Source organism: Duganella sp. AC237 (assembly GCF_979254035.1).
Genome location: NZ_CEEDEW010000003.1, coordinates 4806279 through 4822837, shown reverse-complemented (window position 1 = coordinate 4822837; position 16559 = coordinate 4806279). Strand labels below are relative to the sequence as shown.

The following is a 16559-nucleotide window of genomic DNA, read 5'->3' as shown; positions in this document are numbered from 1 at the left end:
CCGACGGTTGGTTTAATGCCACGATGACGAAACGCCCGCTTTCCAACGCCCCAACCCCGCCGCTCGCTGTCGTCGATAGCGCGCCGGTGCGTTCGTCCGTCGCGCCGGTGACGGTGGTGGGCATCGGCGCCTCGGCCGGCGGCCTCGATCCGATCTGCGAGTTCTTCGTGGCGGTGGCATCCTCCAGCGGCCTGGCCTACGTGGTGGTGCAGCATCTCGACCCGGTACAAAAGGGCATGTTGCCCGAATTGCTGCAGCGGGTGACGCCGATGAAAGTGCTCGAGGTGACCGACGCCATGCCGGTCGAAGCGGACCATGTCTACGTGATTCCGCCCGACCGCGACCTTGGCTTCGACGATGGCCGGTTCGCCGTGCTGCCATCTTCGGGACAACGCGGCTTTCGCTTGCCGATCGATAGCTTTTTCCGCGCGCTGGCCGAACATGGCCGCGAGCGCGCGGTCGGCATCGTCCTTTCCGGCATGGGCGTGGACGGCACCCAGGGGCTGGCGGCGATCCGCGATAACGGCGGCCTGACCATGGCGCAGCCGCCCGGGTCGGCCCGTTTCGATCCGATGCCGCGCAGCGCCGTCGACGCCGAGGTGGTCGACATCGTCGCGCCGCCTGCGGAGATGCCGGCGCATATCGCCGAATGGCGCGGCGGGCACGAAGGCGGCTTGCCGGCGCAGGCGTCGGCACAGCGCGAGGCCCTGCAGCAGTTGTTCCAGCTGCTGCTCAAACAAACCGGCGCCAACTTCTCCGACTATAAACTGAGCACCGTCATGCGCCGCATCGAGCGCCGCATAAAGCTGTGCCAGTGCGCCTCGTTGGGCGCCTACGTTGGCCACATGGCCGCCAATCCGGCCGAAGTCGAGCTGCTATTCAAGGAACTGCTGATCGGCGTGACCAGCTTTTTCCGCGATCCCAAGGTGTGGGAATACCTGATGGCGAGCGCGCTGCCGCAACTGCTGGCGGAACACCCCGACGGCGCCGCCTTCAAAGCGTGGGTGCCGGCCTGCTCGACCGGGCAGGAGGCGTATTCGCTGGCGATCGCGTTCAACGAGGTGCTCGAACGGCTGCGGCCCGCGGCGCGCTACACGCTGCAAATTTTCGCCACCGACCTTGACGAAGACGCCATCGACCGCGCGCGCCAGGGCGTCTTCAACGCCGCCATCGAGGCCGACGTCTCGAGCGAACTGCTGCAGCGCTACTTCATGCCGGCCGAGAAGGGCGGCTACCGGATCCGCAAGGACGTGCGCAACACGATCATTTTCGCGTGCCAAAACGTCATTTCCGATCCGCCGTTCACCAAGCTCGATATCCTTTGCTGCCGCAACCTGCTGATTTATTTCACCGCCAAGCTGCAGGAACAACTGATCCCGCTGTTCCACTACGCGCTCAAGACCGGCGGCCTGCTGATGCTCGGCAGCGCCGACACGCCCGGCCACTTCAACGAACTATTCGCGCCGATGACCGGCGCCGGCCGCATCTACCGGCGGCTGGACGCTTCCACCCACCGCGTGGCCAACTACTTCCCCACGCGTGTCAACAGCGTGTCGATTCCTTCTGTTAGCGAGCCTATCAACCCATCCATGAACGGAAATCTTCAAACCCAGGTCGAGCAGCTGCTGCTGAAGAAGCACGCGCCGGCCGCCGTGCTGCTCAACGTCCATGGCGATATCCTGTACATCCATGGCCGCACCGGCGCCTACCTGGAGCCGGCCGCCGGCAAGGCCAATTGGAACATCCACGCGATGGCGCGCGACAGCCTGCGCCACGAACTGACCGACCTGCTCAAACGCGCCTCGCAGAGCGAAGAGATGATTGCCGTGCGCGGCCTGATTCAGCGCGACGCGGCCGGAAAACCGTCGCAGGCGCTGGACCTGACGGCGGAGGCGATGCCCGATTCGGGACCGCTGTCTGGCACCGTCATGCTAACCTTCTCCACCTTGCCGCTGCCGCCGGAAAAGCGCCGCTCGCGCTCCGCCAACCCGCAGGTGCTGGAGCTGGAGCAGCAACTGGCGCAGGCGCGCCTGGAGATCCAGGCGGTGCGCGACGAGATGCAGGCCTCGCGCGAGGAGCTGAAGTCGGCCAACGAGGAGCTGCAGTCGACCAACGAGGAGCTGCAATCGACCAACGAGGAGCTGACCACCTCCAAGGAGGAGATGCAGTCGCTGAACGAGGAACTGTACACCGTCAACGCCGAGCTGCAGTCGAAGGTGGACGATCTGTCGCTGGTCAACGGCGACATGAAAAATCTGCTCAATAGCACCGACGTGGCGACCATTTTCCTCGACAACAAGCTGCGCATCCGCCGCTTCACAGACCAGACCACCCAGATCTACAAGCTGATACCGAGCGACGTGCAGCGGCCGCTGGGCGACATCGTCAACGACCTGCAGTATCCGGAGCTGGAGGCCGACGCGCAGGAAGTGCTGCGCACGCTGGTGTTCTGCGAAAAGCAGATCCCCACGCGCAGCGGCGGCTGGTACACGGTGCGCATCATGCCGTATCGGACGGTGGAAAACGTGATCGACGGCGTGGTGGTCACCTTCATCAACATCACCGAATCGAAACTGCTGGAGGCGCAGCTGCGTTCCATGCAAAAAGGTCCTGGGCCGGCATGAACAAGCGCCAGCGCCCCGAACTTGATCCCGACCGGCTACGCTATGTGGCCGAGCAGGCGGTTGCGGCGCTGGCCAAGACCGGCCGTCCGCCGCCCGCCGACGCCGACAGCGAGACGCTCAAGCGCTGGCACGAGCTGCAGGTGAGCCAGATCGAGCTCGATATGCAGAACGTGGCGCTGGCCGAGGTCCAGACCGAGCGCGATCTGGCCGAGGCGGCGCGCGAGCATTACGCGGCCTTGTACGACCAGGCGCCGGCCGGTTACCTGTCGCTCAATCCCGAAGGCCGCATCACGCGCGCCAACCACGCCGCCGGCGATTTGCTGGGTTGCCGCCGCGAGGAGCTGCCCGGCCGGTCGTTCGAGCAGTTCGTGGCGCCGCAGGCGCAGGCCGGCCTGCGCCGGTTCCTGGCCGAGCTGCTGGTGAGCGGGCGGCGCGGGGTGCTGGAGGTGCCGCTGTTTGCCGCACAACGAGGCGACGCGCAGCGCCGGGTGCACATCGAGGCCAATCTGGACACCGGCGCGCGTAAGTGCCGCATGATCCTGACCGATATCGGCAGCGCAGATGCCCGCGAGACCGCGCGCCGCCGTGCCTTCCAGGTGATCGACAGCATGGGCGAGGGTGTGATGGTGTGCGACGTCGAAAAGCGCATCGTCTCCGTCAATCCCGCCTTCACCGCGCTCACCGGGTATCCGGTGGAGGAGGCGCTGGGCCGCGATCCGCGCTTCCTGGGCCGGCCCGGCGCCCATCCCGTGGGTTACCACGCGGAGGCGATGCGTTGCCTGTGCACCTATGGGAAATGGCAGGGCGAGGTGTTCAACCGCCGGCGCGACGGCGTCCCTTACGTCGCTGCGATGTCGTTGACGGTTATCCGGAACGAGGACGGGGCCATCAGCCATTTCATTGGTGTGTTCTCCGACATTACGGCGCGCCAGCGCGCCGAGGCCGACCTGCTGAAACTGTCGCGCGAGCTCGATGGGCGCGTGGCGGCGCGCACCGCCGAGCTGACCGAGGCGAACCGGCTGCTGATGCTGGAGGTGGCCGAGCGCAAACGCACCGAAGCCGCGCTGCACGAATCGCGCGACCAGCTGCGCAAACTTGCCGAGCACCTGGAGACGGTCAAGGAGGATGAACGCAAGCGCATCGCCCGCGACATCCACGACGAACTGGGACAGAACCTGCTGGCGCTGCGCATCGACATTTCCATGCTTAGCGCCCGCACCGGCGAGCGGCACGCGCGCCTGCACCGGCGCGTCAACGGGGTGCTCGAGAATATCGACACGACGATCCGCAATGTGCGCGGCATCATGAACGAATTGCGCCCCGCAGTGCTGGACCTGGGCCTGCAGGCGGCGATGGAGTGGCAGGCCGCCGAATTCCGCAAGCGCAGCGGCATGACCTGCGCGCTCACCTTGCCCGACGAGGCGACCTTCGCGACGATCACGTCGGACATGGCGATCGTGCTGTTCCGCGGCATGCAGGAAGCGCTGAGCAATGTGCGCCGCCACGCCCACGCCAGCCATGTCGACATCGAACTGGCGGTGCGCGGCGGGCGCCTGGTCTTCAATGTGGCCGATAACGGCATCGGCATCGCGCCGCACCAGCGGGCCAAGAGCGAGTCCTTCGGCTTGATCGGCATGGCGCAGCGGGTGGCTGCGCTGGGCGGCAGCTTCGAGATCGGCCAGTATGTGCCGGACGGCGGCTGCAAGCTGACCTTGGGCTTCGACCTGCCGGAGGAAAGCGGTGCCGGTTAGCTGCGCTGGTGGCGGCGCCGGATGCGCAAAAAGCATTTTCAGCCATCCGCATAAGGAATATACTGCCGGACTCAATCAGGGGCTTTTATCTTGTTAAAATATCTAGTGCTGCCGGCCGCTATCCTCGGCGCGGCGGCGGCTCACGCCGACGAAGGGCAGTGGCAGCCATACCAATTGCCGCAGCTGAAATCCGAACTACAACGTATCGGCATCACCATCCCGGCCGAAAAGCTGGCCGACCTGTCGAAGCATCCGATGAGCGCCATTGTCGCGCTGCCGGGGTGTTCGGCGTCGTTCGTGTCCGACGCCGGCCTGGTGGTCACGAACCACCACTGCGCTTATGGCGCCATTCAGCGCAACGCGACGCCGGAGCACAACTACATCGTCGATGGCTTCCTGGCCAGGACCCGCGCGCAAGAGCTGCCGGGTGGCCCGAATTCGCTGGTGTACGTGACTGACAAGGTGGAAAACGTCACCGCCCGCGTGCTCAAAGGCGTGACGTCGTCGATGAGCGGCAAGCAGCGCCACGATGCGGTGGACAAAGCCGTCAAGGCGCTGATCGCCGAATGCGAAAGCGACAAGAGCTACCGCTGCTCGGTGCCGGCCTTCCATCGCGGGCTGGAATACTACCGCATCCGCCAGATGATGATACGCGACGTGCGCCTGGTCTACGCGCCGCCCGACATGATCGGCAACTACGGCGGCGACGTCGATAACTACGAATGGCCGCGCCATACTGGCGACTTCGCGTTCCTGCGCGCCTACGTGGGCAAGGACGGCCGTCCGGCCGATCCGTCGCCGGACAACGTACCCTATCGGTCGAAGGATTTCCTGGTGCTGTCGGCCGAGGGACTGAAGAACGGCGACCCGGTGCTGCTGGCCGGCTATCCGGGCCGCACCAGCCGCTACAAGCTGCCGTCGGAAATCCGCGCCGCGCGCGATGTCGGCTATCCGGCACGCGTGGCCGAAATTCAGGCCGATCTCGACGTCATCGCCGCCGCCACCAAGGGCAGCCCTGCTGCCGAAGTGCGCTACGCCAGCGTCGCCAAAGGCCTGAACAACGTGATGAAGAAATCGCAGGGCCTGATGGACGGCTTCGCGCGCAAGGACATCGCCGCCGTCAAGGACGTGCAGGACGCGGAGTTCCGCGCCTGGTACGCGGCGCAGAAGGACGTGTCGAAAACGCTGCCGGCCGAACTGGACGCGGTGATCGCGGCCGATATCGCTTTGAGCGACGAGGAATTCGGCTACAGCGTCGCCACCACCGGCGATCTGCTGAAAAGCGCCAATACGCTGCACCGCCTTGCGCTGGAAAGCGCGAAGCCGGACGCCGAACGCGAAACCGGCTTCCAGCAGCGCGACGCCACCTTCATCAAGGCGCGCCTGAACCGTCTGGAGCAGTCGTACGTGGCCGAGGTGGACCAGGCGCGTTTCGTGGCGTCGCTGCGGCGCTACGCCAAACTGCCCAAGTCCATGCATGTGGCGGGCCTCGATCCGCTGCTGCCTGCGCCGGAGGCGGTGCCGGCGATGTATGCGAAGACGCGGCTGGGCGACACCGCCACGCGGCTGGCGTGGATCGGCAAGGACGCCGCCGCCGTCAAGGCCTCGGATGACCCGTTCATGCAACTGGCGGCGAAGCTGGACGACGCGGCGCAGTCGCTCAAGGAGCGCCGCAAGGAACTGGACGGCAATCTGGAGCGCGTGATCCCGCGCTATATGGCGGCCGTCATCGCGTGGAAGAAATCGCAGGGCAAGCCGGTTTACCCGGATGCCAATGGCACCTTGCGCGTGACCTACGGCACCGTGGCGCCTTACTCGCCGCGCGACGGCATCAGCAAGGGGCCGTTCACCACCGTCGAAGGCATCGTCGAGAAGCATACCGGCAAGGATCCGTTCAACGCGCCGCAAAGGCAGCTCGACGCCATCAAGGCCAAGCGCTACGGGCGGTTCAAGGATCCCATCCTCGGCACCGTGCCGGTCGACTTTTTGAGCAGCGCCGATACCACCGGCGGCAATTCCGGTTCGGCGGTGATGAACCGCAGGGGCGAATTGATCGGCCTGAACTTCGATTCGACCTACGAGTCGATCACCAAGGACTGGTACTTCGACCCCGCCATCACCCGCGCTATCCATCTGGATATCCGGTATATGCTGTGGGTGATGAGCGAAGTCGATCACGCCGACAACGTGCTCCAAGAGATGACGATCAAATATCCGGCGAAAAAATAATGCACGAATTATCGGTTCTGTTGGGGTACCTGAATTTGCCGCTGCATCTGGCGGTATTCGCCACGACCCCGTTGGAACTGGTGTCGTTCATCCTGGCGGTGGCCACGGTGTGGCTCAACATCCGCCAGAGCCATTGGGCCTGGCTGTTCGCCATCATCTCGTCGGCCACCTACGGGCTGGTGTTCTACGGCTCGCGGCTGTACGGCGACATGGGGCTGCAACTGGTGTTCATCAGCGTTTCGTTTTACGGCTGGTACCAGTGGTTGCACGGGGATGAACGCCACGAACGGCTGGCGGTCACCGCGCTCGACGCGCGCGGCCGCTGGATCGCCGTGGCGGCGTGGCTGGCGGGCTTTGTGCTGCTGGCGTGGTTCCTCAAGACCTATACCGATACCGACGTGCCGCGCTCCGATGGCTTCCTGACCGCCGGCAGCCTGGTCGGACAGCTGCTGCTGTCGCGCAAGAAGATCGAGAACTGGCACGTCTGGATCGTTGTCGATGTACTGTACGTCGGGCTGTATTTGCACAAGCACTTGATGCTGACGGCGATCTTGTACGCCGTCTTCGTCGGCATGGCGGTGGTCGGCCTGCGCACCTGGCAGCAGTCGGCCGGCATGGGGACGGGCGGTGGCGATAAAGGCGACGAGACCGGCGGCCGCAGGCTGGTGCTCGAATGACATCGGCGGGGTTGCCGCAACGCGTGGCGATATTGGGGCCGGCTTCTTCGGGCAAGACCACCTTGGCGGCCGCTTTGGCCGAGCGCCATGGGACGGTTTGGGTGCCGGAGTATTTGCGCGAGTTCGTCGATGTGGAGGGACGGGTGCCGGTGGCTGCGGACCAGTTTTATATCGCCAGTACGCAGCGTGAACGCGAGAACGCGTCGGCGCAACAGGCGTACAAGTATCTGTTCTGCGACACGGCGCCGCTGATGACGGCGATCTACAGCCGTCATTATTTTGGCGGCATCGATGACCAGTTGGCGCGGCTGGCCGACGAGCACCAGCGCGACTATGCGCTCACGGTGGTGACCGCGCCCGATATTCCATGGGTCGCCGATGGTTTGCAGCGCGATTGCGAAGAAGTCAGCGTGATCATCAACCGAATGTTGATGGAGGAGTTGGCGGCGCGCCGGATACCTTATGTGCTGGTAGCCGGCGATCCGCAGCAGCGGTTGGCGCAGGTGGAGCGCTTGTTGAGCGCGACGCGGTAATCCGCCATCGCCGATCCACCTGCGGCTATAGGCGTTACAGGTCGAACTGGGCCGACACGCGGAACGTGCGCGAAGCCCCCGGCATCAAATATCCACCCAGATCCTGCGTCACATCGCGCCAGTAGAACTTGTCCAGCGCATTGTTTACGCTGGCGCGCAAGGTCGTCGATACACCGCCGATGCGCGTGGCATACGACGCCCCCAAGTTCAGCACGTGGTAGCTTGGCACGAACACCTGGTTTTCCGGATCGAACGCCTTCTTGCCCGAGTACTGCCAGTTCGCGTTCAGCTTCAGGCCTTCAATCTGCGGCACCGCGTAATCCGCATACACCGACGATTTGAAAGCGGCGACGTTGGTCACGCGCTTGTCGTCCAAACTGGCCAAGCCCGTATCGCTTTGCCGGGTATTGAGCGCGGTGGCCGAAACGCCGACCGTCAGCTCGCGCGTGGCGCGGCCGTTCAACGCCATTTCCAGACCGCGGTTCTGGGCTTCGCCATTACGCACGAAGAACCTCTGCGCATCGGTGTATTCCAGGCCTTTGCGAATCTCGAACAGCGCGATAGTGGCGCTCAGGTCCGGCCGGATGTCGGCCTTGATACCGACTTCCACCTGCCTGGACTTCGACGGCGTCAGCGCCAGGCCTTCGTTTTCGGTCTGCATCGGCGCGATGCCACCAAGCTCCAGACCCTGCGCGTACGAGGTGTAGAGCGAGACGTTGGGACGCAGGCTGTACACCAGCGCCACATTCGGTAGCCAGAAACCAACGTCGGTATTCGCATCCGGCAGCATGACATTCTTGTCGTTGGGTCCCACGTACTCCACGCGTCTGACTTGAACATAGCGTGCGCCGGCGTGCAGCTTGAGCTGCGCATTCAAACTGACGATGTCCTGCGCGAACAACGAGCGCTCGTTGCCGTGGCGGCGTTCGAAGGCGGGGGAGTTGACATCGCCGCCCACCGGCGCAACCACTACCGGCCGGTAGATGTTGCTACGGCCTGATTCCGTGTAAATGTAATCGCCCCATTTTTCGCTGTTCTTCTGGAACGACGCGCCGCCGGTGAATTCATGCGCCAGCGCGCCGGTGGCGAAGCGGCCCTGCACCAGCGCCTGCACCGTCAGCGGCGATTTCTTCTCGCCCAGGCTGACGTAGTTATAGACGTCGTAGTCACCGTTGGCGCAGTAGCCGGGGTAGAAATTGGGACCGCAGCCATAAGGGAAGGCGGTGTAGTCGTCGCGCTTGAAGTGGTGCTGGTTGGCGCTGACCGTGGTGCTCCAGTCGGACGAGAACTTGTATTCGAAGCGCGCGCCGATGTTGCTGGTGGTGGTTTCCACCGGACGGCTCCACGGTTGATTGTTCAGCATCGTGTCGGCGTCGACCACCGGCAAGGTGGTATTGTCCAACAGCTGGAAGCCCGGCGCGGTCAGTTGGGACTTGCGCTGGTAGTCGGCGTCGATCTGCAGCAGCGCCCGCGGCGAGATGCGCCAGTCGAAGGCGGCGGAGACGAACTTGCGGTTGCCGTCCGCACCCTTGATATAGGAGCGCAGGCGCTCGCCGGCGACATTGACGCGGTAGCCGAAACGGTCGTCCTCGAAACGCCCGCCGACATCGACGGCGCCGTACAGGGTGCCGCGCTCGCGCGCCTCCAGAACGACGGTGCGCACCGGGGTGTCGGTCGGCCGCTTGGTGACGTAGTTTACGATGCCGCCCGGCGCCGAGACGCCGGCCTGCAGGCCGGACAGGCCTTTGAGCACTTCCAGGCGCTCCTTGTTCTCCAGCGGGATCTGGGTGTCGCCGGGGATGACCATGCCATCCTTGCGATAGCTCGACGCGTTGTCGAGCTTGAAGCCGCGGATCGAGAACTGCTCGGCATAGCCGACGGCGTTGTACGAGTCGCTCAGGCTGGCGTCGAATTTGGCGGCGTCGGTGGTCGAGCGGATTTGCAGGTCCAGCATCTGTTGCGACGTCAACACGCTGACCGAAGCCGGCGTTTCGAGCAGTGGGGCGTTGCCGAAGCCGGCGACCGAGGCGGTGTTGGCGCGCACTTTGGTGGCGCTGACGATAACTTCCGGCATGGACTGCTCAGCGGCGGCCTCGGCAGCGTCAGTGGCGAAGGGGGTGTCGGCAGCGATGGCGGCGCCGGAAAATGCGTGGAACACCGCCAAGGCGATGACCGAAACTGCGAAATGTGGTGTGGACATGTCTGCTCTCTACTTGTTCTCGGCTGGAAGCCGCGAGGAGAGCCATCAAAGGAGGGGAGAACTACTTTGCGCTTTCCTTCGCTGGCATTATCCAGATCAGGTACGAAGGGTATCTCTCACCCGGAACAAAATGCCCAGGACCCCTAGCGAGCCGGCAGTGTATCACACTCGTTACGGTGGCCGGCGCGCGCGCAGTGGCGTGCGACACAATTTGCGGCGCGCCGATACACTTTGGATTTGCGCCGCACGGCGCCAATGAAGCAGTCACAGCATATGTGGAGGCGGCGGTATGTCCTGTTCGTCAGTGCATTTCGGCGCCACTTTGCTGGTTCGTGCTAGCGAAAGGAGTGGAATGAGGCAGTCGTATCATGAAGGAAGCTGGTTTGCGGTGCCGTTGCTCGACGGTGGCTACGGCTGGGGGCTCGTCGCGCGCTTGTCGCCGGGCAGCAAGATCATGCTGGCCTATCTGTTCGGGCCCAAGCTCGACAGGATACCGTCGATCGAAGAACTCAACACCCTGCAGCCGCAGGACGCCGTCAAGGTGCTGCGCGTGGGCGACATGGCGCTGGCCAGCGGTCATTGGCGCGTGCTGGGCGAGGCGGTGGACTGGAATCCGGCGCTGTGGCCGATGCCGCAGTTCCTGCGCCGCGCCGACGCGCTGAAGCGGGCCTGGCGCGTGACCTATTCCGACAACGATCCAAGCCGTTCCGAGCGGGAAGAATCAGTGCCCTACGATACGCCCGGCCTGGAGGCCGATTCGCTGTACGGCTACGGTTCCACCGAGTTGTTGCTGACCAAGCTACTGGAGTCGCGCGAGCATCCGATCAACCGGAGCAACTGACGTTCCACGCGGCGTATTCGCCACGGTGCTTGCGCACGGCGACCGTGGCGACAGTGTCGCGGTCGCTTTCAAACACCAGTCCGAACATCACCGGCGCGCCCGCCATCGCGGCCGCCGGTTTCAGCGCGGCCAGCCGGAAGGTCAGGGCGCGTTGCCGCGCGCAGCCGGAGTTGCCGGCAAACAGCAGACGCGCGCGCAGTAGCAGCTCGCGGTGCTGCCACAGCAAGGCCACCGCATCGGCCTGCGGCACTGCCTGATCCATCAATACCGTATATCTGGCCGCGTGGCATGGAACGTTGGGTTGCGCCAGCCATACATACCATTGCGGCGCCTCGGCGGCGTCGCTCCAGCGTTCGCCGCTTGGTTTGGCGGCGTCGTAGACAAAGCTGGAGCGGATCTGGCGGCACAGCTCCGGCGCCGAGCGGCGCGGCGCGGAGTCGACGCGGGCGATCACGTGCCATGGCTTGCCGCGCTGGCGTTCGATCTCGAACGCGGGGGCGAACAGCGGCGCGGCGCCCCACGGCCGTTGCGGTTGCGCCGCGTTGCGGGCGCGGAAGAAATCATCGAAGGATTCCCGCTCCTCGGCCGTCGGCGCGCGTTGTTCGATACGCGGCTTGGCTGCCTTGTCAGGCCCGGAGCCGGTGCCGGCTTTCAAGGGCGCCGCCGCGCCGGCGCTCGGCGCGGCCAGCAACGCCGATAAAAACGCGCTCGCAAAAATGGTCAGCCGGGTCATACCGCCTTCATCGCGATCTGGATCACCAGGCCGCCGCCTTCCCGGTTGCTCAAGGTTAGCTCGGCGCCGTGTCGCAGCAGCACGCGGTCGACGATCGCCAGTCCCAGTCCGGCGCCGTTGGCCTGGCCGCGCGCGGCGTCGAGCCGGGTGAAGGGCTTGAGCAGTTGTTCGATCTGGTCGTCCGGCACGCCGCAGCCATGGTCCCCCACCTCGATGACGACGCGCCTGGACGCGCCCGCGCCTTTAACGGCGCATTGGATGTCGATCTCGGTGATGTCGGTGTCCGGTGTCTTGCCATAGCGGCGCGCGTTTTCGACCAGGTTGTTGAAAACGCGTTTCAGGTCCGTGCCGTTGCCCATCACATGGGCGTCGGCGGCGATGTCGGTGGTCACGCGCACGTCCTGCAAACGTCCGGCTTCGTGCGCGGTATCGGCCAGCAGTTCGCTGATGTCGACGTTGGTGAAGCTCGACGCCTCGGTCGGTTTGGCGTAGTCGAGGAACTGGCCGATGATGGCGTCCATCTGGCCGATGTCGGACTGGATGCCTTCGCGCGCCTCGGTCGACAGATTGGCCATTTCCACTTCGAGCTGCATGCGCGCCAGCGGCGTGCGCAAATCGTGCGAGATGCCGGCCAGGATCACGGCGCGGTCGGATTCGACCTGCTGCAGCTGGTCGACCATCTGGTTGAAGCTGCGGTTGGCCTCCATGATTTCGGCCGGGCCGCTTTCCGGCAGCGGGTCCGGCCGCTTGCCCTGCGCGAAGGCGCGGGTGGCCTTGGTCAGGCGCCGCAACGGCAGGTTGATCAGGCTGGAGATGAAGGCCGCGCCAAGCAGCGACACCACCGACACCACGCTGGCCCAGCCTAGCCACTGGATGCCGGTCAGTCCGCGTATGCGTTCGCGTTCGAGCATCAGCCAGTATTGGTCGTCATCGATCTTGAAGCTGACCCAGAAGCCGGAGACGCCGTTCACCTTGGCCGAGAAGCGCGTGTCCGCGCCAAGCTTGGCCTTGACCAGTTTTTGGATGTCGGGCATCAGCGCGTTCTTCGGCGGCGGTTCGACCTTGTCGTCCTCCTCCAGCGGGAACACGCGGATGCCCTCGTTCGACACCAGGTCGAACAGCAGCTCGCGCCGCAGTTCGGGCGCGGAATGGGTGAGGGCGGCGTGGGTGATGGTGACGACCGAGATCACCTGCGCGGAGATCTGCTGTACCTGCGGCTCGTGCTGCACCACGCTGATCATGCCGACCCACGCGGTCATGCTGGTGGTCGTCAAGGCGCCGAGCAGGAAGAAGGTGCGCCAGAAAAGGCCGCTTTTCATGCTGGCCAGCCGAAAAGCGAAACGGAACTTCGAAAGAGACTTCATGCGCATCTTCGCGGTTGTCGCGACTTAGCGCGGCTGCCCCTCCGGGATGAACACATAGCCCAGGCCCCAGACGGTCTGGATGTACAGCGGGCTCGATGGATCGGGTTCGATCAGTTTGCGCAGGCGCGAAATCTGCACGTCCAGGCTGCGGTCGAACACTTCGTATTCGCGCCCGCGCGCCAGTTCCATCAGCTTCTCGCGCGACAGCGGCTGGCGCGCATGGCGGGCGAATACTTTAAGCACCGAAAACTCGCCGGTGGTCAGCGGCACCGTCTCGCCGTTTTTCTTCAGCGTGCGCGTGCCGAGGTCCAGGACGAACTGGCCGAATTCGAACGATTGCGGCGTTTCCGACGGCGCGCCGGGGATTTCGTCCGGACCGCGGCGGCGCAGCACGGCGCCGATGCGGGCCACCAGTTCGCGCGGGTTGAACGGTTTCGGAAGATAGTCGTCGGCGCCCATTTCGAGGCCGACGATACGGTCCACGTCCTCGCCTTTGGCGGTCAGCATGATGATCGGCGTCTGGTCGCCGGCGCCGCGCAGGCGGCGGCAAATCGACAAGCCGTCCTCGCCGGGCAGCATCAGGTCCAGCACCAGCAGGTCGTAGCGCTCGCGCAGCCACAGCTTGTTCATGGCGGTCGCGCTTTCGGCGGTGAAGACGTTGAAGCCCTGTTCGGTCAAGTAGCGCCGCAGCAGATCGCGCAGACGAACGTCGTCGTCCACTACCATGATCTTGGCTTGATGGCCATGCTGGTTGGCGGAGTTGTTGCCGGATTCAGTCGTTGTGCTAGTCATTTGCTCTGTCAGAATTGTCTTATTGATGTTGCTATGGTAACGTCATATCCGCTTTGCGAAAACGTCTGTGACGACCCATTACAAAGTGTTACAAACTTTACCCAATTGGTCTTACCCCCTCGGTTAAAGCATCATACACTTCAAGCACGGATTCAGCTTTTAGGAACATCATGTTCATCGATCACAAAAAAATACACGCGGCAGCAAGCGCATCTTTTTGCGTTCGATCCTCCATGGGTTCGTTATTGCTGTGCTGCGGTTTGTTGGGAGTGGGGCACGCCTATGCCGAGCCCGGTGACGGGCCGCGACGAGATGATAATCGTCCTCAGCAGGTGCAAATCCAGCGCCAGGCCGAGCCGCGCCAAGCCGATTCGCGCCAGGCCGACCAGCAGCGCCAGGCGGAGCAGCGCAATAACTATGAGGCACGTGCGGAAGAGCAACGCCGCGCCATGCAGGAAGCCAGCCGCAACGCCGAGATGAACCGTCGCGTCGGCCGCCTGACGCCCGACGAGCGTCGCGATCTGCGCCGCCAAATCAACGAAGTGGGCCAGGATATTTACGCCAATCCGCCACGCCGCTAAGCATCGGCCGGGATCGCACCGGCCGTGCTCCATTTCTTCCTGCCTTCCTTGGTTTTTCCTCCGTCCGCACGCGTCCGCCGCGCTGTTCAGGCTCTTTTGACGCGAAAAATAGCAAATCGCTATTGATGTGTGACAATAACATTACAGTTGTAGAGCTTTTACCACGAATATCGCTATCTTTTTCTTTGTCTGTGTGTAATATTAATTAATTGCACGCAACGCCCTTCGGCCGCGTGACGCCTGGAGGAAAATCGTGGTTCAAGACGTTGCGCCCGCAGCGCCCTTTCCCGTTGACGAGCCATCGGCTCCCGACGCCGGCCTGCCTGTTGGTTTGGTCCGCAGAGCCGACGGCGTTTATATCGATGTCGGCCTGCCGCAGCCGGCGCTGATCGCCGCGATGAATCAGGTATTCCGCAGCGGTTATTACCTGCCGGGCCTCAATTATCCGCTGATGATCAAGGCGCTGTACGGCGTCGGCCCCGATCTGGGCGCGGCGCAGGCGGTGCGCCTGTGCGACGACGTGCGCCTGTTCGACCCGCTGCGCGTGCCGTTGTATAAAAATCCCAAGATGGGGCACGGCTACGCCGAATACTACTTCGAGCCGCTGTATCTGGACGAGGAGGTGCTCCCCGACGGCACCGTGATCCCGGAGCGCCAGACCCGCCTGGACGTCGACGAATTCGTCGCCGACATGTGGGGCAAGGGCATACGGTTCGGTATCGAGGTGGCGGCGGTGGTGTCGGCGATGGCGGCCGCCAAGCCGGATCGCATCACCTTCGCCACCGATCTGGAACCGGAGCCGGGACAGAACGCGACCGTGATGGAGGTGTCGTCCGATCTGCACCGCAGCGACGCCCCCAAGGCGCGCGCCGACGGCCGCATCGATCTGCAAAGCTTCCAGAACCGCTTCCCCCAAATCAAGGCGAATGTCAGGCTGCTGAAAAAGGTGCCGGCGGTGCCCGGCCAGCCGGGTTTCGATCTGTCCGGACGCATGACGGCGCCGGAACCGCCGCAGGACCTGACCTTGCGCTTCTATGCCGGCGACGGCACCGAGGCGCAAACCCTGGAGGATGGCGAATATCTGGTGTCCACCCGCGAGGGCTTCTTGAGCGTGGATGCGAAGTCCAACCGCATTTCCATCACCGATAAAATCGTCAGCCTGGAAGGCGTTAGCGGACGGACCACGGGCAACCTGCAGCTGGCGGGCGCCTACGAGGAATACGGCGACGTGCAGGAGCAGCGCGACGTCACCGGCGGCGACATCACGGTGCACGGCAACGTCTACGGCAATATCCATTCGCGCGGCGGCGTCGTGGTGCTGGACCAGAACCTGGTGAGCGGCAGCGTGCAGAACGCGCTCGGCTCGATCAGCATCGCCGGCGTGGCGTCGAATTCGGTGATCCACACCAGCGGCGGCGCGATCACGATAGCGCGCGCCGAGAATTGCGTTATCTCGGGCAGCAGCGTCAGGATCGACGAGGCCTCCAATTGCGAGATCATCGGCGACGAGGTGGTGATCTCGGTGGCCGAGGGCTGCGCCGTGGCCGGCCGCAACGTGGAAATCGAAAGCGCCGGGCCGCGCCGCCGCACCGAGATGCTCATCCACGTGCTGGTGCGCGACGTCAAGCGGTTCGACGAGGAGATCGCCGAACTCGATGCGCGCGTGGCCGATTTCGCGCAGATCATCCTTACCGCCGAGCAGGAAGTCGCGCGCATCGCCGCGCTGCCCGACGTGCGCCGCTATCTGGCGCTGGCGGTCAAGCTGCGCACCCAGGAGCTGACCTTGACGCCGGAGCAGGGCCAGTTCCTGCGCAAGATCGCCGGCGCGGTGGCGACCGAGATCCAGGCGATCGAGCAGTTGAAGAAGGAGATCCAGGCCGCCCAGACGCAGCAAACGCTGTTGCGGGACCGGCTGGCGCGGGTGATCGAGCAGAAGGTGGCGGCGGCCGGCGTGGCGCGCTGCGGCCTACACATGGTCAGCGGCGAGACCACGGTGCGCACCATGCCTTTCGCGGCAGACGGTGCGTCGTTGACGCTGCTGTCCCCCAAGGAGATCAAGCAGCGGCTGCGCGGCACGCCGAACGGCGGCGAGATGCTGTTCTGCGACAGCGCCGGATCGCTCGATTGGCACCTCGACCCGCGCGCGCGCAGCCCGGCGGAATAGGGCCGGCTGGCCGGCGCCCTTGCGCGTAGCAACGCGCGCGCACAATCCCGTGCGTTCATGCTAATCTACA

The 16559-nt window shown here is 64.4% G+C and carries 12 protein-coding genes and 1 riboswitch; of the genes, 8 read left to right on the top strand and 4 right to left on the bottom strand.

Annotation, left to right across the window (positions count from 1 at the left end; all coding sequences use genetic code 11):
- Positions 1 to 23: 23 nt before the first annotated feature.
- The 5 genes from AC0IYS_RS21425 to AC0IYS_RS21405 all read left to right on the top strand — a co-directional run bounded on the left by AC0IYS_RS21425 (position 24) and on the right by AC0IYS_RS21405 (position 7814).
- Positions 24 to 2624: a chemotaxis protein CheB gene (locus AC0IYS_RS21425; protein WP_471707076.1), complete on the top strand. Its 2601-nt coding sequence runs from the start codon at positions 24 to 26 to the stop codon at positions 2622 to 2624.
- The gene (locus AC0IYS_RS21420) at positions 2621 to 4375 is read left to right on the top strand and encodes a sensor histidine kinase (RefSeq protein WP_471707075.1); all 1755 of its coding nucleotides are present in this window, start codon (positions 2621 to 2623) and stop codon (positions 4373 to 4375) included. Before AC0IYS_RS21425 ends, AC0IYS_RS21420 begins: the two co-directional genes overlap by 4 nt.
- Before the next feature lie 90 nt (positions 4376 to 4465).
- Positions 4466 to 6604 (top strand): S46 family peptidase, encoded by a 2139-nt coding sequence (locus AC0IYS_RS21415; RefSeq protein WP_471707074.1) that lies wholly within the window; start codon positions 4466 to 4468, stop codon positions 6602 to 6604.
- The gene (gene pnuC, locus AC0IYS_RS21410) at positions 6604 to 7281 is read left to right on the top strand and encodes a nicotinamide riboside transporter PnuC (RefSeq protein WP_471707073.1); all 678 of its coding nucleotides are present in this window, start codon (positions 6604 to 6606) and stop codon (positions 7279 to 7281) included. The genes AC0IYS_RS21415 and pnuC overlap by 1 nt, the downstream gene beginning before the upstream one ends.
- The gene (locus AC0IYS_RS21405) at positions 7278 to 7814 is read left to right on the top strand and encodes an AAA family ATPase (protein WP_471707072.1); all 537 of its coding nucleotides are present in this window, start codon (positions 7278 to 7280) and stop codon (positions 7812 to 7814) included. Before pnuC ends, AC0IYS_RS21405 begins: the two co-directional genes overlap by 4 nt.
- Positions 7815 to 7848: 34 nt before the next feature.
- Here AC0IYS_RS21405 and AC0IYS_RS21400 read toward each other — a convergent pair whose 3' ends face one another.
- Positions 7849 to 10014 carry a TonB-dependent siderophore receptor gene (locus AC0IYS_RS21400; protein ID WP_471707071.1) on the bottom strand — a complete coding sequence of 722 codons (2166 nt, stop codon included), beginning with the start codon at positions 10012 to 10014 and terminating at the stop codon, positions 7849 to 7851.
- Positions 10015 to 10070: 56 nt separating this feature from the next.
- A riboswitch (TPP riboswitch) is annotated at positions 10071 to 10169 on the bottom strand.
- A gap of 197 nt (positions 10170 to 10366) precedes the next feature.
- Between AC0IYS_RS21400 and AC0IYS_RS21395 the strand changes: the two genes are divergently transcribed.
- Positions 10367 to 10855: an Imm26 family immunity protein gene (locus AC0IYS_RS21395; RefSeq protein ID WP_471707070.1), complete on the top strand. Its 489-nt coding sequence runs from the start codon at positions 10367 to 10369 to the stop codon at positions 10853 to 10855.
- On the opposite strand, the gene AC0IYS_RS21390 is transcribed toward AC0IYS_RS21395, so the two are convergent.
- Genes AC0IYS_RS21390 through ompR form a run of 3 tightly spaced genes read right to left on the bottom strand, consistent with a single transcriptional unit; the run spans position 10839 to position 13744 of the window.
- Entirely contained in the window at positions 10839 to 11588 is a 750-nt protein-coding gene (locus AC0IYS_RS21390) for a hypothetical protein (protein WP_471707069.1), read from the bottom strand. The two genes, AC0IYS_RS21395 and AC0IYS_RS21390, sit on opposite strands and share 17 nt — an antisense overlap.
- Complete coding sequence (locus tag AC0IYS_RS21385; protein WP_471707068.1) at positions 11585 to 12952, bottom strand: sensor histidine kinase; 1368 nt, start codon at positions 12950 to 12952, stop codon at positions 11585 to 11587. The genes AC0IYS_RS21390 and AC0IYS_RS21385 overlap by 4 nt, the downstream gene beginning before the upstream one ends.
- A 24-nt stretch (positions 12953 to 12976) precedes the next feature.
- Positions 12977 to 13744 carry an osmolarity response regulator transcription factor OmpR gene (gene ompR / locus AC0IYS_RS21380; protein ID WP_090314399.1) on the bottom strand — a complete coding sequence of 256 codons (768 nt, stop codon included), beginning with the start codon at positions 13742 to 13744 and terminating at the stop codon, positions 12977 to 12979.
- 245 nt (positions 13745 to 13989) lie between these two features.
- Here ompR and AC0IYS_RS21375 point away from each other — a divergent pair, with 245 nt between their 5' ends.
- Together AC0IYS_RS21375 and AC0IYS_RS21370 are read left to right on the top strand one after the other, a co-directional pair.
- Positions 13990 to 14325: a hypothetical protein gene (locus AC0IYS_RS21375; protein WP_471708917.1), complete on the top strand. Its 336-nt coding sequence runs from the start codon at positions 13990 to 13992 to the stop codon at positions 14323 to 14325.
- 253 nt (positions 14326 to 14578) lie between these two features.
- Positions 14579 to 16489, top strand: a complete 1911-nt coding sequence (locus AC0IYS_RS21370; protein WP_471707067.1) for a flagellar assembly protein A — start codon at positions 14579 to 14581, stop codon at positions 16487 to 16489.
- Positions 16490 to 16559: the final 70 nt, after the last annotated feature.

Bases quoted from the DNA above. Each gene is read 5' to 3' on its own strand.
- AC0IYS_RS21425 (WP_471707076.1), top strand. From the start codon at position 24: ATGACGAAACGCCCGCTTTCCAACGCCCCAACCCCGCCGCTCGCTGTC.
- AC0IYS_RS21420 (WP_471707075.1), top strand. From the start codon at position 2,621: ATGAACAAGCGCCAGCGCCCCGAACTTGATCCCGACCGGCTACGCTAT.
- pnuC (WP_471707073.1), top strand. From the start codon at position 6,604: ATGCACGAATTATCGGTTCTGTTGGGGTACCTGAATTTGCCGCTGCAT.
- AC0IYS_RS21405 (WP_471707072.1), top strand. From the start codon at position 7,278: ATGACATCGGCGGGGTTGCCGCAACGCGTGGCGATATTGGGGCCGGCT.
- AC0IYS_RS21400 (WP_471707071.1), bottom strand. From the start codon at position 10,014: ATGTCCACACCACATTTCGCAGTTTCGGTCATCGCCTTGGCGGTGTTC.
- AC0IYS_RS21395 (WP_471707070.1), top strand. From the start codon at position 10,367: ATGAGGCAGTCGTATCATGAAGGAAGCTGGTTTGCGGTGCCGTTGCTC.
- AC0IYS_RS21390 (WP_471707069.1), bottom strand. From the start codon at position 11,588: ATGACCCGGCTGACCATTTTTGCGAGCGCGTTTTTATCGGCGTTGCTG.
- AC0IYS_RS21385 (WP_471707068.1), bottom strand. From the start codon at position 12,952: ATGAAGTCTCTTTCGAAGTTCCGTTTCGCTTTTCGGCTGGCCAGCATG.
- ompR (WP_090314399.1), bottom strand. From the start codon at position 13,744: ATGACTAGCACAACGACTGAATCCGGCAACAACTCCGCCAACCAGCAT.